22 protein-coding genes are annotated in these 24,455 nt (G+C 68.7%); 15 read left to right on the forward strand and 7 right to left on the reverse strand.

Going from position 1 to position 24,455, the window contains the following annotated elements:
- Positions 1-35: 35 nt before the first annotated feature.
- Positions 36-635: a hypothetical protein gene (locus V2J18_RS15040; RefSeq protein ID WP_064746952.1), complete on the reverse strand. Its 600-nt coding sequence runs from the start codon at positions 633-635 to the stop codon at positions 36-38.
- Between the two features lie 51 nt (positions 636-686).
- Here V2J18_RS15040 and V2J18_RS15045 point away from each other — a divergent pair, with 51 nt between their 5' ends.
- The 4 genes from V2J18_RS15045 to V2J18_RS15060 all read left to right on the forward strand — a co-directional run bounded on the left by V2J18_RS15045 (position 687) and on the right by V2J18_RS15060 (position 3,887).
- The gene (locus V2J18_RS15045; RefSeq protein ID WP_186442523.1) at positions 687-1,115 is read left to right on the forward strand and encodes a winged helix-turn-helix transcriptional regulator; all 429 of its coding nucleotides are present in this window, start codon (positions 687-689) and stop codon (positions 1,113-1,115) included.
- Positions 1,116-1,187: 72 nt separating this feature from the next.
- The gene (locus V2J18_RS15050) at positions 1,188-1,541 is read left to right on the forward strand and encodes a hypothetical protein (protein ID WP_141233375.1); all 354 of its coding nucleotides are present in this window, start codon (positions 1,188-1,190) and stop codon (positions 1,539-1,541) included.
- A gap of 283 nt (positions 1,542-1,824) precedes the next feature.
- Positions 1,825-2,442 (forward strand): hypothetical protein, encoded by a 618-nt coding sequence (locus V2J18_RS15055; protein WP_141233374.1) that lies wholly within the window; start codon positions 1,825-1,827, stop codon positions 2,440-2,442.
- The gene (locus tag V2J18_RS15060; RefSeq protein ID WP_064746950.1) at positions 2,442-3,887 is read left to right on the forward strand and encodes an XVIPCD domain-containing protein; all 1,446 of its coding nucleotides are present in this window, start codon (positions 2,442-2,444) and stop codon (positions 3,885-3,887) included. Before V2J18_RS15055 ends, V2J18_RS15060 begins: the two co-directional genes overlap by 1 nt.
- Positions 3,888-3,959: 72 nt before the next feature.
- Here V2J18_RS15060 and V2J18_RS15065 read toward each other — a convergent pair whose 3' ends face one another.
- Positions 3,960-4,721 (reverse strand): hypothetical protein, encoded by a 762-nt coding sequence (locus V2J18_RS15065; protein ID WP_141233373.1) that lies wholly within the window; start codon positions 4,719-4,721, stop codon positions 3,960-3,962.
- A gap of 304 nt (positions 4,722-5,025) precedes the next feature.
- Here V2J18_RS15065 and V2J18_RS15070 point away from each other — a divergent pair, with 304 nt between their 5' ends.
- Complete coding sequence (locus V2J18_RS15070; RefSeq protein WP_064746949.1) at positions 5,026-5,232, forward strand: hypothetical protein; 207 nt, start codon at positions 5,026-5,028, stop codon at positions 5,230-5,232.
- Positions 5,233-5,307: 75 nt separating this feature from the next.
- On the opposite strand, the gene V2J18_RS15075 is transcribed toward V2J18_RS15070, so the two are convergent.
- Positions 5,308-5,883, reverse strand: coding sequence for a DUF998 domain-containing protein (locus tag V2J18_RS15075; RefSeq protein WP_064746948.1), 576 nt, complete (start codon positions 5,881-5,883; stop codon positions 5,308-5,310).
- 229 nt (positions 5,884-6,112) lie between these two features.
- On the opposite strand from V2J18_RS15075, the gene trxA reads away from it, so the two are divergent.
- From trxA to V2J18_RS15105, 6 genes are all read left to right on the forward strand, one after another.
- Positions 6,113-6,979 carry a thioredoxin gene (trxA, locus tag V2J18_RS15080; protein WP_064746955.1) on the forward strand — a complete coding sequence of 289 codons (867 nt, stop codon included), beginning with the start codon at positions 6,113-6,115 and terminating at the stop codon, positions 6,977-6,979.
- A 111-nt stretch (positions 6,980-7,090) separates the two neighbouring features.
- On the forward strand, positions 7,091-7,543 hold the full coding sequence (locus V2J18_RS15085; protein WP_336132158.1) for a DUF4442 domain-containing protein: 453 nt from the start codon (positions 7,091-7,093) through the stop codon (positions 7,541-7,543).
- Positions 7,544-7,708: 165 nt separating this feature from the next.
- Complete coding sequence (locus V2J18_RS15090) at positions 7,709-9,733, forward strand: bifunctional serine/threonine-protein kinase/formylglycine-generating enzyme family protein (RefSeq protein WP_336132160.1); 2,025 nt, start codon at positions 7,709-7,711, stop codon at positions 9,731-9,733.
- A 428-nt stretch (positions 9,734-10,161) separates the two neighbouring features.
- The gene (locus V2J18_RS15095) at positions 10,162-10,863 is read left to right on the forward strand and encodes a DUF502 domain-containing protein (RefSeq protein WP_079248059.1); all 702 of its coding nucleotides are present in this window, start codon (positions 10,162-10,164) and stop codon (positions 10,861-10,863) included.
- Entirely contained in the window at positions 10,860-12,053 is a 1,194-nt protein-coding gene (locus tag V2J18_RS15100) for a PQQ-dependent sugar dehydrogenase (RefSeq protein WP_141233372.1), read from the forward strand. Before V2J18_RS15095 ends, V2J18_RS15100 begins: the two co-directional genes overlap by 4 nt.
- Positions 12,050-12,862, forward strand: a complete 813-nt coding sequence (locus V2J18_RS15105; protein ID WP_064746945.1) for a queuosine precursor transporter — start codon at positions 12,050-12,052, stop codon at positions 12,860-12,862. The genes V2J18_RS15100 and V2J18_RS15105 overlap by 4 nt, the downstream gene beginning before the upstream one ends.
- 734 nt (positions 12,863-13,596) lie before the next feature.
- Here the strand turns inward: V2J18_RS15105 and V2J18_RS15110 are convergent.
- The gene (locus V2J18_RS15110; RefSeq protein ID WP_336132161.1) at positions 13,597-14,340 is read right to left on the reverse strand and encodes a LytR/AlgR family response regulator transcription factor; all 744 of its coding nucleotides are present in this window, start codon (positions 14,338-14,340) and stop codon (positions 13,597-13,599) included.
- Positions 14,337-15,410 carry a sensor histidine kinase gene (locus tag V2J18_RS15115; RefSeq protein WP_064747456.1) on the reverse strand — a complete coding sequence of 358 codons (1,074 nt, stop codon included), beginning with the start codon at positions 15,408-15,410 and terminating at the stop codon, positions 14,337-14,339. The genes V2J18_RS15110 and V2J18_RS15115 overlap by 4 nt, the downstream gene beginning before the upstream one ends.
- A 149-nt stretch (positions 15,411-15,559) precedes the next feature.
- Here V2J18_RS15115 and V2J18_RS15120 point away from each other — a divergent pair, with 149 nt between their 5' ends.
- The 4 genes from V2J18_RS15120 to V2J18_RS15135 all read left to right on the forward strand — a co-directional run bounded on the left by V2J18_RS15120 (position 15,560) and on the right by V2J18_RS15135 (position 22,122).
- Complete coding sequence (locus V2J18_RS15120; RefSeq protein WP_075575058.1) at positions 15,560-16,480, forward strand: TolB family protein; 921 nt, start codon at positions 15,560-15,562, stop codon at positions 16,478-16,480.
- Between the two features lie 174 nt (positions 16,481-16,654).
- Positions 16,655-18,520, forward strand: coding sequence for a DUF885 domain-containing protein (locus V2J18_RS15125; protein WP_064747458.1), 1,866 nt, complete (start codon positions 16,655-16,657; stop codon positions 18,518-18,520).
- A 276-nt stretch (positions 18,521-18,796) separates the two neighbouring features.
- Positions 18,797-20,461, forward strand: coding sequence for a FecR domain-containing protein (locus V2J18_RS15130; RefSeq protein WP_261370062.1), 1,665 nt, complete (start codon positions 18,797-18,799; stop codon positions 20,459-20,461).
- Positions 20,458-22,122 carry a CHASE2 domain-containing protein gene (locus V2J18_RS15135; protein WP_064747460.1) on the forward strand — a complete coding sequence of 555 codons (1,665 nt, stop codon included), beginning with the start codon at positions 20,458-20,460 and terminating at the stop codon, positions 22,120-22,122. Before V2J18_RS15130 ends, V2J18_RS15135 begins: the two co-directional genes overlap by 4 nt.
- Positions 22,123-22,155: 33 nt before the next feature.
- Here V2J18_RS15135 and V2J18_RS15140 read toward each other — a convergent pair whose 3' ends face one another.
- Together V2J18_RS15140 and V2J18_RS15145 are read right to left on the reverse strand one after the other, a co-directional pair.
- Positions 22,156-22,629, reverse strand: a complete 474-nt coding sequence (locus tag V2J18_RS15140) for an avidin/streptavidin family protein (RefSeq protein ID WP_336132164.1) — start codon at positions 22,627-22,629, stop codon at positions 22,156-22,158.
- A gap of 283 nt (positions 22,630-22,912) precedes the next feature.
- On the reverse strand, positions 22,913-24,238 hold the full coding sequence (locus V2J18_RS15145) for a DEAD/DEAH box helicase (RefSeq protein ID WP_064747462.1): 1,326 nt from the start codon (positions 24,236-24,238) through the stop codon (positions 22,913-22,915).
- Positions 24,239-24,455: the final 217 nt, after the last annotated feature.

The raw sequence follows: 24,455 nt of genomic DNA on the forward strand, positions 1-24,455 counted from the left end.
CGCACGCCGCGCGCCCTTCGTCGCTCCAAGCCGCCTTAGCGACCGCCTTCACCGCCGCCGATGCGCGTATCGGTCGCGATCCAGTTGACTTCCCAACTGCGCCCGCCGTCCTGCGAGTACGCCTGCTCGAACCGTGCCGTATTGGCGGCGATGCGGGTGATGACGAAGCGAACCAGGACGGCTTTCCCGTCGAGATCCTCCTGTCCGTAGAACTCGCCGCGCCCCTGGCGGAAGCCGCCGTGGATCGGAGACGTCAACACGCCGTTGCGCAGGCTGGCGTAGTGCAGATTCCACTGCCGCACCTGCGGGTTGTACAGGCGCAGATTCACGCCCTCGATCTGTCCGGCCGCGCCTTGGACGCGCAGCTCGACCAGATTGCCGCGCCCGCCCATCACCTTGCGCACGACGCTGGTGCCGGAATAATCGAGCCACTCCTGCGACCCCGACAGCGGATTCGCCAACCGGCGCAGTTCGGTCCTCCACACGCCGATCTCCCAGTCGAAATCCTGTTGACCGTCGCCCGGCAACGCGCGGGCAACGCCTTGCCGCGGCGGCTGTTGCGCGATCGCGTTCGGCGCCAGCAGCGCGATCGCCAGACAGGCGCTACCGATCCATTTCGATCCCTTGCATTGCATCGTCTCGTCCTCGCTCCCATGATGCGGCGAGGATGCGAGTACAAGGCCGCCATGAACAAGAAGGCACCTGCAGGTAACCATGCTCGACCCAATCCGGCCCGCCCCAATCCGCTCGAAGGCTGCCCGCTGGCGGCGGCCTTCGCGGCGATCGGCGGCAAGTGGAAGTTGACCCTCCTGTACTGGCTGGCGCACGGCGAACTGCACTTCGCCGGCCTGCGCAGCCGGGCCGCACCGATTTCGCAAAAAGTGCTCGCCGAGCAATTGCGCGAACTCGAAGCCGACGGCCTCGTCGTGCGCACGCCGACCGGCGAAGTTCCCGCGCCGGTGATCTACCGACTCACCGAGTACGGCCGCACCGTGGCGCCGATCGTCGAAGCCGTGCGCGTATGGGGCGAAGGGCATCTGCGGCGCTCGTCGGCGGAGCAGCGTCGCGATGGCAGGGGCTGCGGCGAGAGCCTGCGCCCGCGGACGCAGGTCTGACGGTCCGGATCGATTACGTCGGCCGCCCCTGTCGCTGCATCGTGGCGGATGTCGTTCCTGGAGCCCTCCAGCATGTTCAAGGATTGGATCGCACTATGGCGACCGAAGCGTTCCGATGTCGCCGCTCATATCGCCGCGCTGAAGGCCTTGCCGTTTCTCGCCTACGAAGGCCGTCGACTCAACGGAAACGGCGAGCGTTGGCGGAGCTTTCATTTCCGTGTGATCGGCACCGATTGGGTCGCGATCCTGCACGACCAGGGCGCGAACACGACACCTTGGACCATCTTCGCGCGCCGGCCGCCGGGCACCACGTACGGAGATTCGTTCTCGAGCTTCGAACGATTCCTGAGCCAGATACCGCAGGAGCTCCAGGCGGACTTTAGCGAGAATGCTCACCTGTTTCAGCCCGCCAAGCCAGCGGCATGAACAGGCCCCTATCTGCCCCTCTGGACCTCTGCAGCTCACCTACCGGCGCAAGAACCGGCGACTGTTTTGTAGACGAATGTTAAGGAGACCGCCGGACAGGGTGGGCGTAAACTCGACCCAAGTCGCGCTCGACCGCGTCAATCGCATCCCCGGCAAAGGACGTGCTATGCCCCTCCCCTTCCGCCCTGTCGGATCTACCGCCATCGGCCTGCTGGCCTGCTTGGCGGTGGCCGGCTGCGCACAGAAGCCAACCCAGCCATCCCCCCAGGAAAAGGACGCCCCCATGACTCAGCCCATCCCTGAGGGCGGCGAACGCGCCGCGGATGAAGTAGCCGCGATGCTGGACCGCATCGCCCGAGAGTCCACGAACACATCGGCCGCACCGCCACAGCCCGCCAACGAACGACCGGCCGCACAGGGCAAGGCACTGGCTGCAAACGAATTGATCGCGATCACCTTGCAGCTCATCGATAGCCTCAGGTCTTCGCGAGATCTATCCCCGGAACGCGTCGGCGACGCAGTCGGGGTCGAACTTTCCGAACGCAACGGAAACACGGTCGCAGGGCCGTTGACAGAGGGCGGAACCTATTTCATCTCAAGCAAGGCGCTCTATCGCGAGCGACCCGACAAGTGGACGACCAGCATTTTGCTGCTCCCCGGTGGCACAGATTCGAATTGCACATTCCCCCTTGAGACGCTGCGCCGACACACGGCGACAAAAGGATTTCGGGCCACGGAGAACATACGTCGTCGCGATGGGAGCGAACGTGCCTTGTATCGCTTGCCGACGACAGCCGAAGACATCGAGTTCGTCATAGAAGCCGATGTCGCACGAGCCACCGGCTCTCCGCCTTGCATTCGCGAACTGATCATCGAAGCCAATACCGAAGAGGATCGGTAATGAGCCAGATGCGCGCGGAAATCAGGCCTCTGCTCGAAGATTTGGCGCACCAGGACGGACTACCGCCCAACGCGGTGTCCGATCTTGAGGCGACGATCGCCAGTTCGCCCTATTTGCAGAACGTCATGGCGAGCGCCATCAAAGGCGGAACGTTGAAGCATCTGGCCATCACCGACGCTCCGCACGAAGGCGGGCGCTATGTAGGCTCCAGCGGAACGATCAACCTGGACGTCGACAACTTCAATTCGAGCCAGTCCCGAAGCTTGCTGGCTCATCGCGACAACTTGGCGGTCGTACTGGGGCACGAAGCGGGGCACGCCCTGCTGGCCGATGCGGAACTGCGCGAGCGCTACAAGCTGAGTTACGAGACAACCGATGCCATCCGGGCCGCTTCGCGCGACGGTACTGCAGCCGACCTGACCGCTTCGGTGGAACGTTACCTTAGCTTCACCAGAAGAAATGAGGCGCTGGCTGAGTTGATCGGCCTCAATTCCCTCGCCAGCCGCACGACCGGCGGCGTCGCCGCCGCATTCGATCGCGATAAATTCCTGGCCCGGGCAGATCCATCGACACCCTGCATCGAGAACGGGATTCTGGCCAAAGGCATCGCACTAGGCGAAGGCGGCATCCAGTTCACCGGAAACAAGCTCGTAAGCCCCGCCGTGGAGGCCGTGGCGCAATGCTATACGGACAACGCCTCAAGCTTGGGGCAGCATGGCGACTCCGGCTATCGGGCGTACTACGGAGGCGGCCTCATGGAGACCCTGTACGAGGCCCGTCGGGAATACGCCAAGGGGACGACGATGCACGTCCCCGATATCGAACTCGATCTGGCAAAACTGAAGTTGGATCCACGCAAGATCGAACGCGCTGGGGTGGACCTGGGTGGCCGCGGAAACTCTTTCGACTTTGTCGACACCAGCGCCGGCCGCCGCGAGTACGAATCCGTATCTCACACCCACTCAGGGCGATCGACACAGTCGACAAATCCGCGCGAGCCAGTGGCCAGAAACGAGACACCGGACGCGCCCACCTTCCGAGCGGACCATCCCGATCACCCCGACCACCCCGCGTTCGACAGCATCCGAGCGACGGTACGCGCCGACGGCAGATGGGACGATGCGCAATCCAGCAATATCGCAGCTGCACTACTTCGCGAACACAAGGCCGATCCGCTCAGCCATCGGCTCGACCGCGTAGTCATCGGCAACACGACCGCGCAGGGCGAGACCAACGTGTTCGCGGTCTACGCGCCGCACGGCGACAAAGATCCGTTCTTCACTACACGAGTGGAAATGAATGCAGCGGCTCAGATTCCTGCCGAACGCAACCTCGAACAGGTCGAGCAGATCAACCGGCGACATATCCAAAAACATCATCTATCCGAGCAACTGGACACACAGATCCAGACTCAGAACCCGACACGGACATTGACACCGTACTAGCCAGTCGACAATACCTACTGTCAGTCCAAGCTTCTCAACCTAATCCGAATAGTTTCGGAACACAGAAGCAGCTCATCCCCCCTCCCCAGGAAGGTCTTTGGCATGCATAGGGCAGCGTCGAATGGGTTTTCCCATCAGAAAATAGCGCATACCAGGAATCTTGAGTGTGCGCCAGAGCAGGTCAGCCAAATCATAAGGCAAGCTCAAGTACCGATGAATCCAATCGAGCATATTCGGGATGGATTGGCGCCTGACTTTTCGTTCGGATATCCGCCTACCATCCAGCGTCAGCGCCACTTTATGATGGGTGTAAGCATTTCTTTCCTCATTAATGAACTTGAGGGACTCATAAAGCGCCCCACCTTTCGGAAATGAGTACCCATCCGCCCACAATTTAGGCGCGGAACTCCATTTCTCTAAAAATGTTGCACGCTCGACAAAAGCAAAAATCTCGTAACTCCCAAGCGAAGCGAGTTTAGTCGCAACCACATCATTAATGATTGCTTCGCAGAGCGAGTGCGACAGAAGCAAAGAAGTAACATACTCAGACAAGACCGACTCACCCAAGGCGCTCGTTCGTTGAAAGGCTGGTTCAGCTGCCATACGAATCTGACCTTCCACAAACTCTCGAAGCGAATCGTCTTGCTCCACTTGCGGCAAATAGCTTGCTATCACGCGTGCCCGGATCAAGTCTACCGGCTCCGGCGCAAAGTTCTCCCAAGAAAATCTGAGCTTTTCATACTCAGCCCATCTTGCTCGGACCGCGAATTCCAGGGACCAGTGATCCCCCGACGACTCAATTTTTGGCACGTACTGGTGCGTGACATCGCTCATACATAACCCTGGACTCCGTTTCCGCTAGCTTTAAATTGCGTCGATCATTAGCCGATCTAACTGGCGCCCTTTGATTAACAGTCAAATGCTTCAGTTGCAAGGCCGTCAATGCCTTTGCGCCTACACTCTAAATGCCGCAGCGCCGCACATCACCCCGTGAATCCGGTCACGGCGACCGCTCGGCAGGCATGCCATAAACAGGCCGCCGGGCTGCGTCCGGCAGGAGTTCCTCTCTCGCCACCCGAGCCTCGTCCGTCCGCGTCAGTGCGCGTGCGGCGGCGCCCCACGAAAACGGAGTTTCGCCATGACCCGATCGCAATCCCTGCTCGCCGTCTGCGCCCTGGTGTTCGGCGGTGCGTTCTCGATCGCCACGACCCAGGCCGCGCCGCCGTGTCCGGAGTGCTATTACCCGTATCGCGCCTGCATGCGCGCGGCGACCACCACGGCCGAGCAGCAGGCTTGCCAGGCCGAGTACCACGAATGCGTCGGGATGTTCTGCTCGATTCCCTGAGCCGACGCCCCGATGCGCAGCGCGCCGCGGCGGCGCCGGTTCGCCGGCGTCCGCTGCGGCTTGCTGACGACCGGGTCAGGCGAGGCCGCGACGTGCGGCCGGCCAGGCCGCGCCGAGGTAGCAGCCCAGCCACAGCAGCAGCGCCAGGCGCTGCGCCGGCGGCGCGGCGAGCAGGCGCAGTTCCGAAGCGGCCATGAGCGCCAGCACCGCGCCGCCGCCGCTCCAGACCAGCGCGGTCAGCGCCGGCCTCGCCTGGCGCACGCCCAGCCCGAGCAAGGCCGCGCCGGGCACGAACGCCAGCCACCACAGCATCCACATCGCCGCATGCAAACGGCTGGCGCGGGCATCGAGGTCGCTGGGGTCCAGGGGCAACAGGCCTTGCCCGGCCCAGGCCAGCGCCGACAGGGCGCACAACCAGGCGCCGATGCGCGCGGCGGCGCCGAGCGCGTCGTAGCGTTCGCGCAGGCGCCAGGCCAGCACGGCCAGCAGCAGGCCGGGGACGACGAAGCCGAACAGGTTGAACGCGGCCGCGCGCTCGATGCCCTGCGCGCCGAGCAGCCCGGGCGGATGGCGCCAATGCGAATAGCCGTCGAGCGCGGCGCCGAAACCGAGCAAGGCGCCGAGGCAGCACACGGCCGCGAGCAGGGCCAAGGCCGGTTCGAGCCGCGGACGCGGGTTTGCCGAATTCGATGCTTGCGCCGCCGCTGCGCCGGCGGCGGCGGAAGCGCCCGGCGTCGCCGGGCCGGGCCTGGATGAGCGTTTCATCGCCACATGCTAGCGTGCGCACCGATCCGGCGCGCTTGCCTTGCGTCCGCGCCGCCCCCACCTCCGGATTCGAACCGCGCGGACTTTGCGCGCCGAACCCTTGAAGAGCCAGCCGATGACCGCCACCGCCCTGCCCCACGTCTTCGACGCCACCACCGAACGTTTCCAGGAAGAGGTGCTGCAGAAATCGCTGCAGACGCCGGTGCTGGTCGACTTCTGGGCCGATTGGTGCCAGCCGTGCAAGGTGCTGGGGCCGATCCTGGAAAAGCTGGCCGGCGAGTACAACGGCGCGTTCGAACTGGCCAAGGTCGACGTCGAAGCCGAGCAGCAACTCGGCGCGGCGTTCCAGATCCGTTCGATTCCGACCGTGTTCCTGATCAAGGGCGGCCAGTTGGTCGACGGTTTCGCCGAAGCGCTGCCGGAAAGCGCGGTGCGCGAATTCCTCAAGCACCACGGCATCGAGCCGGGCGAGGCGCCGGCCGATGCCGAACCGGCCGAGGCCGCGCCGGTGGACCCGCATGCCGAGGTGGTGCGCCTGCGCCGCGAAGTCGCCGAGCAGCCGGACAAGCCCGAGCTGCAGCTCGACCTGGCCCTGGCCCTGCTCGCCACCGGCGCCGCGCAGGAGTCGGAACAATTGCTCGACAGCCTGCCGGCGAACCTGGCCACCGACGACCGCAGCCTGCGCGCCCGCGCGCGGCTGGGCTTCCTCGCCGTGACCCGCGACGCGCCGCCGCTGGAGACCCTGGAGGCGGCCCTCGCCGCGCAGCCGGACGATCTGCAGGCGCGCTACCTGCTCGGCGCACGCCTGATCGCCGCCGGCCGCGACCAGGCCGGCCTGGACCAGTTCATCGAATTGCTGCGGCGCGACCGCAGCTACCAGGAAGGCCTGCCGCGCAAGGCCCTGATCGACGCCTTCCGGGTGGTCGAGGACGCCGATCTGGTCGGCCAGTACCGGCGCAAGATGGCGTCGCTGCTGTTCTAAGCCTGCGCCCCGGGGCCGGCCGCGCCGCCCGGGGTTGACTATACGCATGCGTATGGCAGGATGGCGGGGCTTCGATTTCCGCCCTCCCCGCCTCGCCTGCTTGTCGCCCGCATGAAAGCCAGCACCCTGCGCCACGGCCTCAATCTGTGGCCGCCGTTCCTGTTCTCCGGCATCCACGTCGCCGCGATCGCGCCGGATTACCGGCATGCCGCGGTCGAGCTGCGGATGCGGCCGTGGAACCGCAACTACGTCGGCACTCACTTCGGCGGCAGCCTGTTCGCGATGACCGATCCGTTCTGGATGCTGTTGGCGCTGCAGGCGCTGGGCAAGGATTACATCGTCTGGGACCGCGCCGGCTCGATCGAATTCGTCAAGCCCGGCCGCGGCACGGTGCGCGCCGAATTCGCCCTGGACGAGACGATCCTGGACGAATTGCGCGCCGCCACCGCCGGCGGCGAGAAATACCTGCGCTGGTTCGACACCGACGTGGTCGATGGCGACGGCGAGGTCGTCGCCAAGATCCGCAAACAACTGTACGTGCGGCGCAAGCGCGACAAACGCTGACGTCGCCCTAACGCCCCAAGCCCCAAGCTGTGACCGCGTTCGCAAGGCGAATCGCGGCGGCGTCCGATTGCGCTCCCCTTGTCATCACGGTCGGATAACAGACACACTAGCTCGAATGCGGGCACTGGCGGCGGGATTGCCGACCGGTCGCGATATGGGGCCGCGATGTCCATCACGAACGATCAAACCGAAGGCGCGAGCGCTCCGATGCCGGAGATTCCGGGCTATCGGCTGCGCGAGATCATCAACCACGGCGCTCTGTCGACCGTCTACCTGGGCGAGCAGGCCGCGCTCGGTCGCGAAGTCGCGATCAAGATCATGCTGCCGCACGCGCTGGCCGACGAGGTCAGCCGGCGCCGGTTCGAGAACGAAGTGCGCACGATCGCGCGCCTGGAACATCCCAACGTGGTCGGCATCCACGAAGTCGGGCGCACCCGCGAGGGCCTGCCCTACTACGCCATGCCGTATCTGCCGCGCGGCCACCTGGGCAAGCGCATCGAACGCGGCTTCGCCGGCGGCGAGCGCGACGTGCTGGCGATCGTCGAACCGCTGCTGGCGGCGCTGGAATACGCCCACGCCCGCGGCGTCGTGCATCGCGACGTCAAGGCCGAGAACGTGCTGTTCGACATCGCCGAGCGGCCGCTGCTGGCCGACTTCGGCATCGCCCTGCGCCGCGGCTACGGCGCGCGCATGACCGCGACCGGGCTGGCGGTCGGCAGCACCGCCTACATGGCGCCGGAGCAGGCGCGCGGCGAAGACGTCGACGGCCGCGCCGACCTCTACAGCCTCGGCGTGCTGATCTGGGAAATGCTGACCGGACGGCTGCCGTTCGAAGCGCCCGATGCGCTGTCGATGGCCGTGATGCACGCGCAGGACCCGATCCCGAAGCTGCCGCCGGCGCTGAAGCACTGGCAGCGCTTCATGAACCGCGCTCTGGCCAAGCAGCCCGAGCAGCGTTTTGCCGACGCCGCGGAAATGGCCGCGGCGATCGGCGAGATCAAGCACCGCGGCGAGATGTCCGCGTTCGCGCGCGGCATGAGCCATCTGCGGCCGCTCAAGCGCTGGGCCACGCCGGCCTGGGCCGGGCTGGCGGTGGTCGCGATCGCCCTGGTGACCCTGGCCTTCGGCCTCAACCGGGTCGAACAAGACGGTTTCTTCCGCGCCCAGGCGCCGGCGACGGATGCGGCGCGCAACGCCGCGGCCGATCCGGACCCGACCCAGGCGATGATGGCGCCGCTGCCGACCGCGCCGCTGCAGGATTCGCTGCAATCGGCGCGCAACTACATCGCCCAGGGCCGCCTGGCTGCGCCGGCCGACGCCAACGCCTACAACAGCCTGCTCACCGCCTGGCATCTGGACAGCACCAGTCCGGAAGTCGCCGCGGTGGTCGAGGAACTGACCCAGGCCTTCGCCGAGGAAATGGCCCGCGACCTGCGCGAAGGCCGCGACCAGCGCGCCCGCGAACACCTGGTCAACGCCACCGCGCTCGGCCAGCAGACCGGCACCGCCGATTCGCCGGCCCAGCGCAGCTTGCGCGAGAAGGCGTCCGTCGCATTGGAGGCCCGGCTCGAACAGGCCGCGCGACGCGGCGACGGCGCCGACGCCGGCAAGGTGATCGCCTTGGCCGAAGAGTTCGGCCTGCCGCGCAATGTCTCCACCCGGCTGGTCGCGCAGGCGCGCGGCATCGCCGGCGATGGCGCCATCGCGCGCGGCGCGCCGGGCGTCGCGGCGGCTACGCCGGCCGCCAGCGTCGCGGTCAGCTTCAATCCGCGTCCGGTCAGCCGCGGCGAGTACGCGCGCTTCGCCAACGCCAACGGCCGCCCCCCGGCGCTGTGCCGCGAACGCGTCTCGTTGTTGCGGGTGATCGCGCCCAAGGACTGGCGCGCGCCGGGCTTCGACCAGAGCGAGGCCGAGCCGGTGGTGTGCGTATCGATCGCCGACGCCGAGGCCTACGCGCGCTGGTACAGCCAGCAGACCGGCCGCAGCTACCGTCTGCCGACCGCCGAAGAGGCCCAGCGCATGCCCGGCACCAGCGGCCGCGCCCTGTCGATGTGGTCCGCCGATTGCGGCCGCAACTGCCAGCAGCGCCAGGTCGGCGGCACCTCCTGGCGCAGCCGCACCGCGCAGCGCCCGCTCAGCGGCGGCCGCGGCTACGACGACGTCGGCTTCCGCCTGGTGCGCGAACGCTGAGCGGCGACGGCCGCGGCGACGCGGCGGCGCCCCTGTAGGAGCGGCGTAAGCCGCGACCAACCGAAGCGACGCAATACCACGCCGTCCTCCGAAGCCGACGACTCCGCAGCCCCTTCCGATCTACCGGGCTTCAGCCACCGCGCTCGCATCCGCCGCTGCGGCTGTCGCGGCTGACGCCGCTCCTACAAGGGGGCGTAAGCCGCGACCCACCGAAGCGACGCAATACCACGCCGTTCTCCGAAGCCGACGACTCCGCAGCCCCTTCCGATCTACCGGGCTTCGACCACCGCGCTCGCATCCACCGCTGCGGCTGTCGCGGCTGACGCCGCTCCTACAGGGGCCGGCGCCGCCGCGGGCGGGGCGGTGCGCCCCCTTCCGAACCCACGCCGCCATGCGGCTGCCGCGGCAGGGCCGTTAGAATCGGCGCCATGCGCCCGCCCACTCTGCAACGCCTGTTCCTCACCGGCCTGCTGACCCTGTTGCCGATCTGGCTGACTTGGGTCGTGGTCAAGTTCGTGTTCGTGATGCTGTCGGACATCAGCCGGCCCTTGATCGGGCCGCTGTTGCAAGACCTCGCGCTCGCCCATCCGCAAGCGTTGTCCTGGCTCGGCTCCGAATGGGTGCAGACCGCGCTGGCCCTGATCGCGACCCTGGCGGTGATCCTGCTGTCCGGCGCGATGGCGCGGGTGGTGGTCGGCCAGACCGTGCTGCGCTGGTTCGAATCGCTGATCAAACGCGTGCCGCTGGCCAGCATCGTCTACGGCAGCGCGCGGCAATTGCTCGATATCCTGCAGACCAAGCCCGACGGCACCCAGCGCGTGGTGCTGATCGACTTCCCGCACAACGAGATGAAGTCGATCGGCTTCGTCACCAAGGTCCTGCGCGAAGCCGGCAGCGGCCGCGAACTGGCGGCGGTGTACGTGCCGACCACGCCCAATCCGACTTCCGGCTACCTGGAGATCGTGCCGGTGGAGAAGATCACCCCGACCGACTGGACCGTGGATCAGGCCATGAGCTTCATCATCTCCGGCGGCGCGGTGTCGCCGGCCTCGATTCCGTTCTCGGTGCCTTCCGCGGCCGATACCTTCCCCGCCGCACCCGCGGCGCCCGACATGGACCGTTCGCAATGACTTCACGCCTGCTGCAAAGCCTGCGCTGTACCGCCTTCGCCCTCCTCGCCCTCGGCGCCGCATCGGCCGCCGCCGCCCCCGCCGCGCTGACCCCGCATCCGGTCCGCCTCGACGACGGCCGCCGCTTCAACCTCAACCTGCCGGCGGATCTGGACATCGTGCCGGTGGTGCAAGGCCTCAAGCGGGTGCGCTTCTTCGCCCGCAGCCCGGACGGCCGCCTGTTCGTCACCGACCTGCACGACCTCAGCGACAACAAGCTCGGGCGCGTCTACGCGCTGGACGGCTGGGACGAGCAGAAGGAACGCTACACCAAGGTTTCGGTGTACTTGGACAAGCAGCGCAATCCCAACAGCGTCGCCTTCTACACCGACCCGGCCGGCAAGAGCTGGCTGTACGTGGCCAACACCGACAAGCTGCTGCGCTATCGCTACCGCAACGGCGACACCAGGCCGTCTTCGGAACCGGAAGTGCTGGCGAGCTTTCCCGACTACGGCCTGAGCTACAAATACGGCGGCTGGCACCTGACCCGCACCCTCGCCTTCGGCGGCGACAAGCTCTATGTCTCGGTCGGCAGCAGTTGCAACGCCTGCGTCGAAAAAGAAGACGTGCGCGCGGCGATCCTGCAGATGAACCCCGACGGCAGCGGCCGCCGCTTCTATGCCACCGGGCTACGCAACGCGGTCGGCCTGCTGTATCGCGATGGCCGCCTGTACGCGACCAACCAGGGGTCCGATCATCTCGGCGACCGCAAGCCCGACGAAACCCTGTTCGAGGTCCGCGACGGCACCGACTACGGCTGGCCTTACTGCTACCACCACCAGGGCAAGCCGCTGGCCGATCCCAAGTTTCCGCGCAAGGCCGGCTGCGCCGCGGTGCCCAAGGCGTTCGCCTTCTTTCCTTCGCATGCCTCGGCCTTGGGCCTGAGCTGGTTTCCGGCCGCCGACGGCGGCTTGCTGCGCGACGAATTCCTGGTCGCTCTGCACGGCGCCAGCAAGCTCGCGCTCGACCACGGTTATCGCATCGTGCGAGTCAAGGCCGACGGCCGCAGCGGCGGCGAGCTGGTCAGCGGCTTCCTCGCCGGCGGCAAGGTGCTGGGCCGTCCCTGCGACGTGCTGCGCACCGGTCGCGACAGCTTCCTGTTCACCGACGACAAGAGCGGCGTGATCTACCGGGTGAGGCCGAAGCGGTGAGCGCGAACCCGTCGCCGCTCGCCGCGGCCCCCGGTGGAGGCACGCGCACCCTGCAGGACCGCGCGCTGCGCTTATTCATCGTGCTGTCCGCGTTTTTCTGCGTCAACGCGGCGCTGGCCGAATTCATCGGGGTCAAGATCTTCGCCCTCGAAGACACCCTGCGCATCGCGCCGTTGCAGTGGAACCTGTTCGGCCAGACCGGCTCGCTGAACTTCACCGCCGGCACCCTGCTGTGGCCGATCGTGTTCCTGATGACCGACGTGGTCAACGAATTCTTCGGCCGCCGTGGCGTGCGCTTCATTTCCTGGCTGGCGACGCTGCTGATCGCCTACGGCTTCGTGTTCGCGTTCGCGGCGATCGCGCTGGCCCCGGCCGGCTGGTGGGTCACCGCGGCCCAGGCTCAGGGCGTGCCGGACTACCAGGCCGCGTTCGCGGCGATCTTCGGCCAGGGTTTGTGGAGCATCGGCGGCTCGCTGGTCGCGTTCATGCTCGGCCAGCTGATCGACGTCTCGGTGTTCCACCGCATCCGCAGCGCCACCGGCGAGAAGCACGTATGGCTGCGCGCGACCGGCTCGACCGCGGTCTCGCAACTGGTCGACAGCTTCGTGGTGCTGTACATCGCCTTCGTGCTGGGGCCGCAGCATTGGCCGATTCCGCAGTTCCTGGCGATCGGCACGGTCAACTACGGCTACAAGATGCTGGCCGCGTTCGCGATGATCCCGTTGATTTACCTGCTGCGGCGCTGGATCCACCGCTACCTGGGCGAAGCGCGCGCGCGCCAGCTGCGCGAGGAAGCCGCGGCCGATTGAGCGGCGACGCCGGAGCGCCGCTGCCGCGACAACCGCAGCGGTGCGACGCAGCGCCGTCATCCGAAGCACGCCGCACTGCGGAGCGAACAGCTCCGATCGTCCGGGCTTCGGCGGTTACGCTTGCGCACACCACTGCGGTGGGTCGCGGCTTGCGCCGCTCCTACCCCGACCGCCGCGACGCAGCGCCTGCCGTTGCCGTTGCCGTTGCCGTTGCCGTGGAGAGCCTGGCGCCGCATCGAACTCGCGAGAACGCCCTGGAGCCCCGGAGGGCGGCCCGCAGGGAGGCGGGCCGTGCGCAGCCAAGCCAGGGAGAGCCTGTGCGGAGCAGCCCCGCGCAAGCTAGGTCCCATCGTGGCTTTTGATTCGAAACCGCCATGGCGTTTTCTTTGGCTACTTTTTGACCGAAGGAAATCCAGTAGGACGTTGTCGCCTTGGACAAAGAAAGTGACCCGGCCGCTTGCGGACGGAAGCTCTGCTTGAAGCTTTAAGCTTTGAAGCTTCACAGGCCTTCGAACGACAGACGCCGCGAGACCGCAAGGACGCGGTCGCGGCTTACGCCGCTCCTACACACCCCGCGACGGTTTCGGGCTTCGATCGATGGCGAAGGCGTTGATTCCTCTACGCGTCCCGTGGTCGCGGCTTGCGCCGCTCCTACCCAACCCCGCGACGGTTTCGGGCTTCGATCGATGGCGCCGGCGTTGGGCTCCCTGCGCGCCCCAGGGGGCGCCGGCCGCTCACCCCAGGCCGAGGCCGGCGCGGACTTTTTCGCGATAGCTGGCGCCGCTGCCTAGGCGCAGGCCGTTGGTCAGGCGCAGCAGGTAGCGGCCGCCGTCGAGATGTTCGATGTCGCGGATCGCGTCGACCCGGACGATCCGCGAGCGGTGGATGCGCAGGAAACGACGCGGGTCCAGCCGGGTTTCGATCCCGCTCATGGTCTCGCGCAACAGATACGACTGCGCGCCGCAGCGCAGCTCGACATAGTTGCTCTGCGCCAGCACGCATTCGATCTCGTCGACCGGTATCAGGCGCAGGCGCGCGCCGACCGGCACCGCCAGTCGCGGCGGATAGGCCTGCCCGTCGCCGGCCTCGGCCGCGCGCAAGGCCGGTTCGCGTGCGCGTCGCACGCGCGCCAGCGCGGCGGCAAGACGCTCGGCGGAATAAGGTTTCAACAGGTAGTCGACCGCATCGGCGTCGAAAGCGCGCAAGGCGTGATCGGCATAAGCGGTCACGAACACCACCTGCGGCCGCTGCGGCGGCGGCAGGGCGTCGAGTACGCCGAAGCCGCTGAGTTCGGGCAGGCGGATGTCGAGGAACACCACGTCCGGCTGCAGCCGGCGCAAGGCGGCGATCGCGCTGTCGCCGTCGGCGCATTCGGCCACCACGTCGACCGCACCGGCCTGCTCGAGCAGGCGCCGCAGCCGCGCCCGCGACATGGCTTCGTCGTCGACCACCACCGCGCGCAACGGCGTCGCGTTCATGCCGCCGCCTCGCCCGGCACCCATCGCCGGTACGGCAGTTGCAGGCGCACGCAGGTGCCGCCGGCGGGACGCGCGCCGATCTCGAAGCGATGGCCGTTGCCGTACAGGCACTGCAGCCGCGCGCGGGTATTGCTCAAGCCCACGCCCGGCCCCGGGGCGGCCGCACGCTGGCCGCCGTCGTCGCTGACCTCCAGGATCAACCGGTCGGCCTCGCGCTGCGCGCTGACCGACACTGCGCCGGGCGTGGTACGGGTCGCGACCGCGTGGTGGATCGCGTTCTCGACCAAGGGCTGCAACAGCAGCTGCGGCACGCTGGCGTCGAGCAAGGCCGAGTCGATCGCCCATTCGACCTGCAGGCGCTCGCCGAGCCGGATCTTCTCGATGCCCAGGTAGTGGTCGAGCACGACCAGTTCGTCGCGCAACGCAATCTCCTGGTTGTGCGAGTTGTCCAGGCTGTGGCGCAGCAGCGCGCCGAGATCGACCAGCATGCGGTCGGCGCCGTCGGGATCGCGATGCACCATCTCGGCGATCGAGTTCAACGCGTTGAACAGAAAATGCGGATTGAGCTGGGCCGACAAGGCTTCCAGCCGCGCCCGCGCCAGGCGCGACTCCAGTTCCAGGGCCTGACGCTCGCGCTGGCGCGCGCGCGCCGCGTAGGCGCCGGCGTGGGCGACGCCGACGATCATCCAACTGCTGAGGGTGTTGTTGAGCACGCTGGTGAACAGCACTTCGCCCGGGCCGGGCAGCACCTCGTACCAACCGATCCAGCGATTGAACAGCAGCACCGCAACGGTGCGCAGCACGATCACCGCCAGCACCGCCAGCCCCTGCACGCACAGCGCGCGGGCGACGCGGCCGCGTTCGATCGGCTGCCGGCGCACGCATTCGAACAGGAACAGGGTCAGCGGCACCCACAGCCAGGCGCTGGCCAGCTCCTTGCGCAGGGTGCCGCTCCAGTCCGGGGCCTGGCCGGCGGCCTCGTGCATGGTCGCGATCTGGCCGACCCAGACCAAGCCGCTGAGGGTCCACCAGCCGAGCACCGCAAGCAGCAGCCAAGTTCGATTGCGCATGGACGGGGATGCTGGACCGCGCCGCGCGCGCTTGCAATCGCAGCGCCGGCATTCGTCACCGCGCGGCCCCGGTTCGTCCCCGCGGGCGCCTCGGCGCCTGGCCGGCGGCGCAGGCTGCGGCCACCGACCGCTCCCACGAGGACACCGCCATGCGCCGCCCCTTGCCGCCCGTCGCCGCGCCCTGGGCTTTCGCCTTCGCCGCCAGCCTGCTCGCCTGCGCCGCGCCGTTGCGCGCCGGCGAAACCTGCCCCGAAGTGCGCCGCTACGGCGACGGCAGCATCAACAGCCCGGGCTGGGAGTGGCGGCTGAGCTTCAGCCCCGACCGTCGCCGCGCGTATTGGTCGCACACCGCCGGTTGGTGGCCGGGCACGCGCGAGCGCGCCACGATCCGCACCGCGCTGCGCGGCCGCAACGGCTGGGGCGCGCCGCAGACAGCGTCGTTCTCCGGCGTGCACAGCGACATGGACCCGTTCGTCTCGCCCGACGGCCGCTCGCTGGTGTTCTCCTCCGCGCGCCCGCGCCCGGACGGACAGGCGGGGAAGATGGATTTGTGGCTGGCCGAACGCCACGCCCACGGCTGGCGCGAACCGCGCCATCTCGGCGATGCGGTCAACAGCGCCGGCGACGAGTTGTACCCGAGCATGGATCGCCGCGGCCATCTCTACTTCGCCAGCGAACGCGGCGGCGAGTGGAACATCTACGTCAGCCGTCGCCTGCGCAACGGCGACTACGCGCCGGCGCAAGCGGTCGCCGGCGGCGTCAACACCGCCGAACGCTGGGAGTTCAATCCGGAAATTTCGCCCGACGGCCGCACCCTGCTGTTCACCCGCCTGGACCTGCCCGACGCCTTGCCCGACCAGGGCCACGGCTGGGGCGACCTGTATGCGGCGCGCTGGCGCGACGGCCGCTTCGGCACCGCGGTCAACCTCGGCCCCTGCGTCAACACCCGATGGGACGAATTCCATCCCACCGTGTTGTGGGAACGCCGGCAGTTGTTCTACGCCCGCGACATCGGCCAGCCCAGCGACTTCTACACCACCCGCCTGCGCCTGCCCGACCTCGGCGATTGAGCAGGGCCGCCGCGCACGCGCAGGACCCGGCCGCCGGCGCGCTGGTCCGCCGGCGATCCGCGACACCGCGACGTCGCGCACGCTGCGGCCGCGGCGGCGCATGACCTTCGGCGCTTGCCGCGGCATGGCGCGCACGGGAGCCTGCGGGTCCGTCCGTTGCGAACGCCCGTTCCCATGACTCCGACCCCGTTCCGACCGGGCCCGGCGCGCGCCGCGCGCCCGGCCGCCGTGTCCCGCCTCGTCCTCGTCGCGGCCTTGAGCGCCGCGCTCGTCCTGGCCCTGCCCGCCGCCGCCCAGGCCGCCGACGCCGGCACGCCCGCGCCGCGCGTCACCGTGCAGACCAAGGCCGAGAAACTCAACCGCCTGTACGAGCAGTACTGGGAAGAAACCCTGCAGCTCAATCCGCTGCTCGCCACCGCCCAGGGCGACCCGCGCTACAACGACCGCTTGCCGAACTTCGCCAGCGCCGAGTTCCGCCGGCGCAGCCGCGAGTTCGACCAGCGCTGGCTCAAGACCATTGAATCGGTCGGCTCGCAAGGCCTGTCGGCGCAAGACTTGCTGAGCTACGAGATCTTCGTCCGCGACACGCGCATGGACCTGGAAGCCGAGCGCTTCCCGGGCTGGATGCAGCCGGTCAACCAGTTCAACAACTTCGCCGCCACGATCGCCCAGCTCGGCTCGGGCGCCGGCTCGCAGCCGTTCAAGACCGTCGCCGACTACGACAACTGGCGCAAGCGCGCGGCGCTGGCGCCGGCGGTGTTCGACCAGCTCATCGCCAACAGCCGCGAAGGGGTCAAGCGCGGCGTGGTCCAGCCCAAGGCGCTGATGCTCAAGGTGCTGCCGCAGCTCGACGCGCTGATCAAGGAACGCGCCGAGGACACCCTGTTCTGGAAGCCGGTGACGAATTGGCCGGCCGGCATCGAAGAGCAGGACAAGGCGCGCCTGAGCGCCGAGTACCGGCAGATGATCGAGACCGAATTGATGCCGGCCTATGCCCGGCTGCGCGACTACATCAAGAACGAGTACCTGGCGCAGGCGCGCGACAGCGCCGGGCTCGGCGCGCTGCCCGACGGCGCCGATTGGTACGCCTTCAACGCCCGCCGCTCGACCACCACCGAGCTGAGCCCGGCGCAGATCCACCAGATCGGCCTGGACGAGGTGGCGCGCATCCACGGCGAGATCCGCAAGGTCATGGCCGAGGTCAAGTTCCAGGGCTCGCTGCAGGACTTCTTCAAGTTCATGCAGAACGATCCGCGCTTCGTGTTCAAGGACGAGCCGGCTCTGCTCGCCCACTACCGCGGTCTGGAAGCCAAGATCAACCGCAAAGTGCCGGAACTGTTTTCGCTGACCCCGAAAGCGCCGTTCGAGATCCGTCCGGTGGAAGCGTTCCGCGCCCAGTCCGCGGCCGGCGGTTCGTACATGCGGCCGAGCGAGGACGGCAGCCGCCCGGGCATCTTCTACGTCAACACCTACGACTTGCCGACGCGCAAGACTTGGGACGCGGAAGACCTGTACCTGCACGAGGCCATCCCCGGCCACCACTTCCAGTTGGCCCTGCAACAGGAACTGAGCGACCTGCCCAAGTTCCGCCGCTTCGGCGGCGCCACCGCCTTCACCGAAGGCTGGGGCTTGTACGCCGAATCGCTGGGCCGCGACCTGGGCGTCTACACCGATCCCTACAACTACTTCGGCTATCTGCAGAACGAGCTGTGGCGCGCGATCCGCCTGGTGGTGGACACCGGCCTGCACAGCAAGGGCTGGACCCGCGAGCAGGTGATCGCCTACATGCTGGAGAACTCGGCCGAGAGCGAGACCCAGTCCACCGCCGAAGCCGAACGCTACATGGCCATCCCCGGCCAGGCCCTGGCCTACAAGATCGGCGAACTGCGCATCATGCAGTTGCGCCAGCGCGCCGAGCAGGCGCTGGGGCCGCGCTTCGACATCCGCGAGTTCCACGCCGAAGTGCTCAAGGACGGCGCCGTGCCGCTGGACGTGCTGGAACGCAAGATCGACCGCTGGATCGCCTCGCGCCGCGGCTGAGCGGCCCTGCCGGCGGCCGGGTGGGACCGCCGCCGGCCAAGGCCCCAGGACCGGTCCGTACGGGCCGGTCCGCTTCCGTACAGCGAACCCGGGCCCGGCGGCGCTAGGATGCCCCCGGAGTCGGCCGCAGCAGAACGCAACGGCCGCAGCGGAAAAAATGTGACCGACGGCGCATAATGCGCGGTTGCTATGCCGCTGCCGCCCGTCGGCCCCGCTGTCCCACCCAGCTACGGAAAACGGATGCTTCCCACTCCAGCGCTCCCGCTCCCCGCTTTCGTGCGCGCCGCCCGTCGCCTGGCCGCCGCGCGCCGGCCCTTCGCCGCCGCCCTGGGCGGCCTGCTGTTGCTGGGCTCCGGCCTGGCCCAGGCCGAAGACTGGGCCTACCGGGTCCGTCCCGGCGACACCCTGTGGGACCTTGGCGCCAAGCATCTCAAGGTCGGGATCAACTGGCGCAAACTGCAGGAATACAACCGCATCGCCGACCCCTACCACCTGCCGCCGGGCTCGCGCATGCAGTTCCCGATCGGCTGGCTGCGGATCGAGCCGGCCAAGGCGCGGGTGGTCGCGGTACGTGGCGCGGTCAATTTGCTGCCGCCGGCCGCCGCCACGCCGCTGCCGGCCAAGCTGGTCAGCGAAGGCATGCACATCGGCATCGGCAGCCGCCTGGAAACCGGGCCGGGCGCCAGCGCCACGCTGGAGTTCGCCGACGGCTCGCGCCTGCTGGTGCAGGACAACAGCAGCGTGGTGTTCGACCAGCTCAGCAGCTACGGCAGCACCGGCATGGTCGACACCCGCATGCGCCTGCGCCGCGGCCGCACCTTGAACCGGGTCATCCCGGCCAAGGGACCGGCCTCGCGCTACATCATCGACACCCCCTCGGCGACCTCGAGCGTGCGCGGCACCCACTTCCGGGTCAGCGCCGGCGATGAAGGCGCGCCGGACGCGACCGAAGTGCTGGAAGGCAAGGTCGCCGTCGGCGCCGGCCCGGGCCAGGTGCTGCTGCGCCCGGGCTACGGCACCGTCGCCGCGGCCGGCGCCGCGCCGGCTGCGCCGATCGCGCTGCTGCCGGCCCCGTCCTGGGCGGATGCGGACACCCGCCTGGAGCAGTTGCCGGCCGTGCTGGCCTGGGCGCCGGTGCCCGGCGCGGTGGCCTACCGGGTGGAAGTCGTGCGCGACGACGCGCCGGAAGTGCTGCTGTTCGAAACCCGCACTCAGGACACCCGCCTGCGCATCGACGACCTGCCGGCCGGACGCCAGCGGGTGCGGGTGCGCGCCGTCGCCGACAACGGCCTGGGCGGCCGCGACAGCGAGCGCAGTTTCGTCGTCCACGATCTGCCGCCGCCGCTGACGATCAGCCCGCTCGACGGCCAGCGCATCGGCCTGCCGCGGCCGCGCTTCGAGTGGACCCTGGCCCAGGGCGTCGAACGCACCCGCTTGCAGGTGGCGGCGGACGAACAGTTCGCGCAGCCGCTGATCGATACCGAAGTCGACGGCCAGCGCTTCCGTCCGTCGCTATCCCTGCCCGCGGGCAAGTACTATTGGCGCGTGGCGTCGCGCGATGCGCAAGGCCGCATCGGCCGGTTCGGCAACGCCTTGCCGTTCGAGGTCAGCGACGCACCGGCCGATCCCGGCCTGGAAGCTCCGCAGGCCGCGCAGGGACGTCTGACCCTGCGCTGGCAGAAGGGCGAACCGGGCCAGCGCTACCGCGTGCAGATCGCGCGCAAGCCCGACTTTTCCACGCTGTTGCTCGAAGAGGTGGTGGACGTGCCGCAGATCGAACTCAAGCGCCCCGGCAGCGGCCGCTGGTACGTGCGCGTGCAGACCGTCGAGGACGACGGCTATGCGGCGCCGTTCGGCCCCTCGCAGGAAATCCGCCTGCCGTGCCGGCTGTGCTACGGCGCCGGCGCGGCGGGCGCCGTGTTGCTGCTGCTGGCTCTATGACCTTCGGCGCCCGGTCCTGGCTGCTGCGCGGCGCCACCGCGCTGGTCGTGGCCGGCCTCGCGGCGCTGTTGACCGTAAGCGGCGCCACCTGGCGCCTGGACGATTTCTTCTACGACCTGCACCTGTCCAAGTGGGGCTACGCGCCCGACGACGACGTGGTGATCGTCGCCATCGACGACCGCAGCCTCAACGAGCTCGGGCAGTGGCCGTGGCCGCGCGACATCCATGCGCAAATGCTCGACCGCCTGGGCTACGCCGGCGTGCGCGGGGTCGCGCTGGACCTGGTCCTGACCGAGCCCGACCGCAACGGCGACCAGCACGACCGTACCCTGGCCGCGGCCATGCGCCGGCTCGGCCGGGTCGCCCTGCCGGTGATCACCGCGCCGATGCGCCAGAACGCGCCGCCGGTGGAAGTGCTGCCGACGCCGCTGATCGCCACCGCCGCCGCCACCCTGGGCCATACCGACATCGAACTCGATGCCGAGGGCACCACCCGCGGCATGTATCTCAAGGCCGGGCTGGGCGAATCGCGCTGGTCGGCGCTGGGCCTGGCGCTGATCGGGCTGGAACCCGGCACCGCGCCGCATCCTCTGCCCGGCCTGCGCCGACCCAGGTCGCAGCAGGGCTCGCCCTATCAGTGGACCCGCGACAACTACGTGCGGATCCGCTTCGCCGGCCCGCCCGGCACCTTCGGCCAGGTCTCCTACGCCGACGTGATCAACGGCCAGGTGCCGACCGAGCTGCTGCGCGGACGCTGGATCGTGGTCGGCGTCACCGCGACCGGGCTGGTGCCCAGCTACCTGACCCCGATGGCCGACGACGCGCGCATGCACGGCGCCGAGTACCAGGCCAACGTGATCGAAATGCTGTTGCACGACCGCGCGATCGTGCCGCTGCACCCGTTGTGGCAGGCCCTGCTGGCCGCGGCCATGCTGTTCGCGGTGATGCTGCTGATGTTGCACCCGCGCCTGGAGCGGCCCCTGTTGGTGACCGGCGCCGGCGCGCTGCTGAGCGCGATCGGCAGCGTCGCCCTGCTGCGCCTGGGCAATGTCTGGTTCGCCCCGGCCACGACCATCGTCATGATCGGCCTGGCCTACCTGCTGTGGGTGATCGGCCATCTGCGCCACTGGCGCCGCGAGGCCAATCTCGACACCCTGACCCAGCTCGGCAACCGCCGCCGCTTCGACCACGTGCTGCAACGCGAGCTGGCCAGCGCGCGCCGCACCCGCGCGCCGCTGTCGCTGGCGCTGATCGACGTCGACTTCTTCAAGGCCTACAACGACGCCGAAGGCCATCGCGCCGGCGACAAGCTGCTGCGCGAGATCGCCGAGATCATCGCTGCGCACGCACGCCGGCCGCGCGACCTCGCCGCGCGCTTCGGCGGCGACGAATTCGCCCTGATCCTGCCGGACACCCACGTCGAAGGCGCCGCGCGCGTCGCCGACGGCATCCTCGACGACATGCGCAAGCTCGACGCGCGCTACGGCAAGGCCTCGGCCGACCAACGGGTCAGCCTCAGCATCGGCCTGTACACCTGCGTCCCCGGCGTGCACACCCACGTGCGCACCGTGTTCGACGCCGCCGACGCGGCGCTGTACCAGGCCAAGGAAAACGGCCGCGACCGCCGCGTCGCCAGCCGGCTCGGCAGCGCCGAACCCTGAGCGGCGGTCGCGCCCGGCCCTCCCGAACGGACCTCAGGGCGAGACGAAGGTGTCGGCGCCGGCGAGGATATGGTCCCAGTCGTACTGACTGTTGGGCCGCGCCAACTGCCACAGGGTGCGCAGGCCGGTGCTGTTCGGCCCATCGACGCAGGTGCCGGTCCAGGCGGTGATGCTGCCGATCTGGTTCCAGCGCACGGTGAAGGCGTAGGTGGTCAGGTTGCTGCCGCCGGGCTGCGCCGGCGCGCTGTTGACCCAGCCCACCAGCGGATAGAAACCGGGCGCGCCGCTGCTGGTGCGGTACTGGCCCTGGATGGCGCCGCTGCGCGGATCGTAAGACGTGATCCTCATTTCCGACCCCATCTGATTGCGCCAGGTGCCGACCGGGCTGCCGCAACGAACCTGGGCGGCCGCCTCGGTCTTGGCCTTGGCCTTGCGCGGCTCCTTGGCCTGCAACGGAGCGGCGGCGAAGGCGAACGTGGCGAGAACGGCGATGACTGCGCGTTGCATGATCGACTCTCCGTAGGTGGACCGGCCCTCGCCGCGTCCCGCGACGCGACGGCCGATCCCGATCATCGGAACCGCGCCTTTTCGCCTCGGCCATCACGCTCGTTCAAACGGGGATCGCGCACACGGTTTGGTTTTGAGGCGGGGATTCGGGACTGGGGATTCGGAATGGCGAAAGCGCCGCACCACTGTCTCCCAACTCCTGTTCGCTGTCTCCTTGAGTTCCCCGCCAAAGAAAAAGGCCGGCTTGCGCCGGCCTCTTCCTGGCTCCGCTTGCGCGGGGCGATCAGCCCGCGTTGCGGTCGCGGCGCTGGCCGCCCTGACCGCCGCCGCGATGCTGCTTCGGACCGGCGTGCGCATGACGCGGCGCCGGCTTGCCGTGCGGACGGTGGCCGGGCTTGCGCGGCGCGTTGTTGCCGCGGTTGCCGCCGGGGCCCGGACGGCGCGCGCCCGGTGCGTCGGAGCCCATGCGGATCGGACGCGACGGCTCGTAGCCGGCGACGGTCACCATCTCGATGTCGTCCTTGAGGATGCGCTGGATCTGGCGCAGCAGGCCGGCCTCGTCCGGCGACACCAGCGACAGCGCTTCGCCGCTGGCGCCGTTGCGGCCGGTGCGGCCGATGCGGTGGACGTAGTCCTCGGCCACCATCGGCAGATCGAAGTTGATCACCAGCGGCAGGCTGGGGATGTCCAGGCCGCGCGCGGCCACATCGGTCGCGACCAGCACCCGCGCCTTGTTCGCCTTGAAGTCGCGCAGCGCCTTCTGGCGCTGGGCCTGGCTCTTGTTGCCGTGGATCGCCACCGACTTCAGGCCGGCGTCTTCGAGCTGTTCGGCCAGGCGGTTGCAACCGTGCTTGGTGCGGCCGAACACGATCACCTGATCGTTCGGACGGCCGGCCAGGATCTCGATCAGCAGGTCGCGCTTGCGGCCGCCGTCGACCGGATGCACGCGATGGCTGATCGCATCGGCCACGGCGTTGTTGGCGGCGATCTGCACTTGGCGCGGCTCGCGCATGAACTCCAGCGCCAGCTGCTTGATCTGCGCTTCGAACGTGGCCGAGAACAGCAGGGTCTGGCGCGAGGCCGGCAGGCGGCCGAGGATGCGCTTGATCGCCGGCAGGAAGCCCATGTCGAGCATGCGGTCGGCTTCGTCCATGACCAGCAGTTCGACCGCGTCGAGCTTGGCGCTGCCGCGCTCGAGGTGGTCGATCAGCCGGCCCGGGGTCGCCACCAGCACGTCGACGCCGCGGCGCAGCGCGTCGAGCTGCGGGCCCATGCCGGCGCCGCCGAAGATGGCGTGGATGTTCAGGCGCAGGTACTTGGCGTAGCCGCGCAGGCTGTCGCTGACCTGCAGCGCCAGCTCGCGGGTCGGCGCCAGGATCAGCACGCGCGGCTTGCGCTGGCCGCCGCCCTGGACGGTGGCCAGGCGGTGCAGCAACGGCAGGCCGAACGCGGCGGTCTTGCCGGTGCCGGTCTGGGCGCCGCCGAGCAGGTCGTGCCCGGCCAGGGCCAGCGGGATCGCTTCGGCCTGGATCGGGGTCGGGGTGGTGTAATTCTGTTCGGACAGCGCGCGCAGCAACGCGGGCGCCAGCCCAAGCGATTCGAACGTCATGGCGAAACTCCTGCAAAGCGCGAAAGCCAGCCGCGGCGCGGGCCGAAGCCTGCGCCCGCTCGCGGGCGATCGCGTGACGACTCCAGCGTTCCCTTGAACCGCGCTGCGAGTGATCGGATTGAACGGCGCCGGATGCTCCGGGCCGTGTCTGCGCTACGAAAGACGTGCGGGATAAGGTCGCGCCGGCGAATCCGGGACTCGGTGCGGGGCGACAGGC

The organism is Lysobacter firmicutimachus (assembly GCF_037027445.1).
Lineage (GTDB): Bacteria > Pseudomonadota > Gammaproteobacteria > Xanthomonadales > Xanthomonadaceae > Lysobacter > Lysobacter firmicutimachus.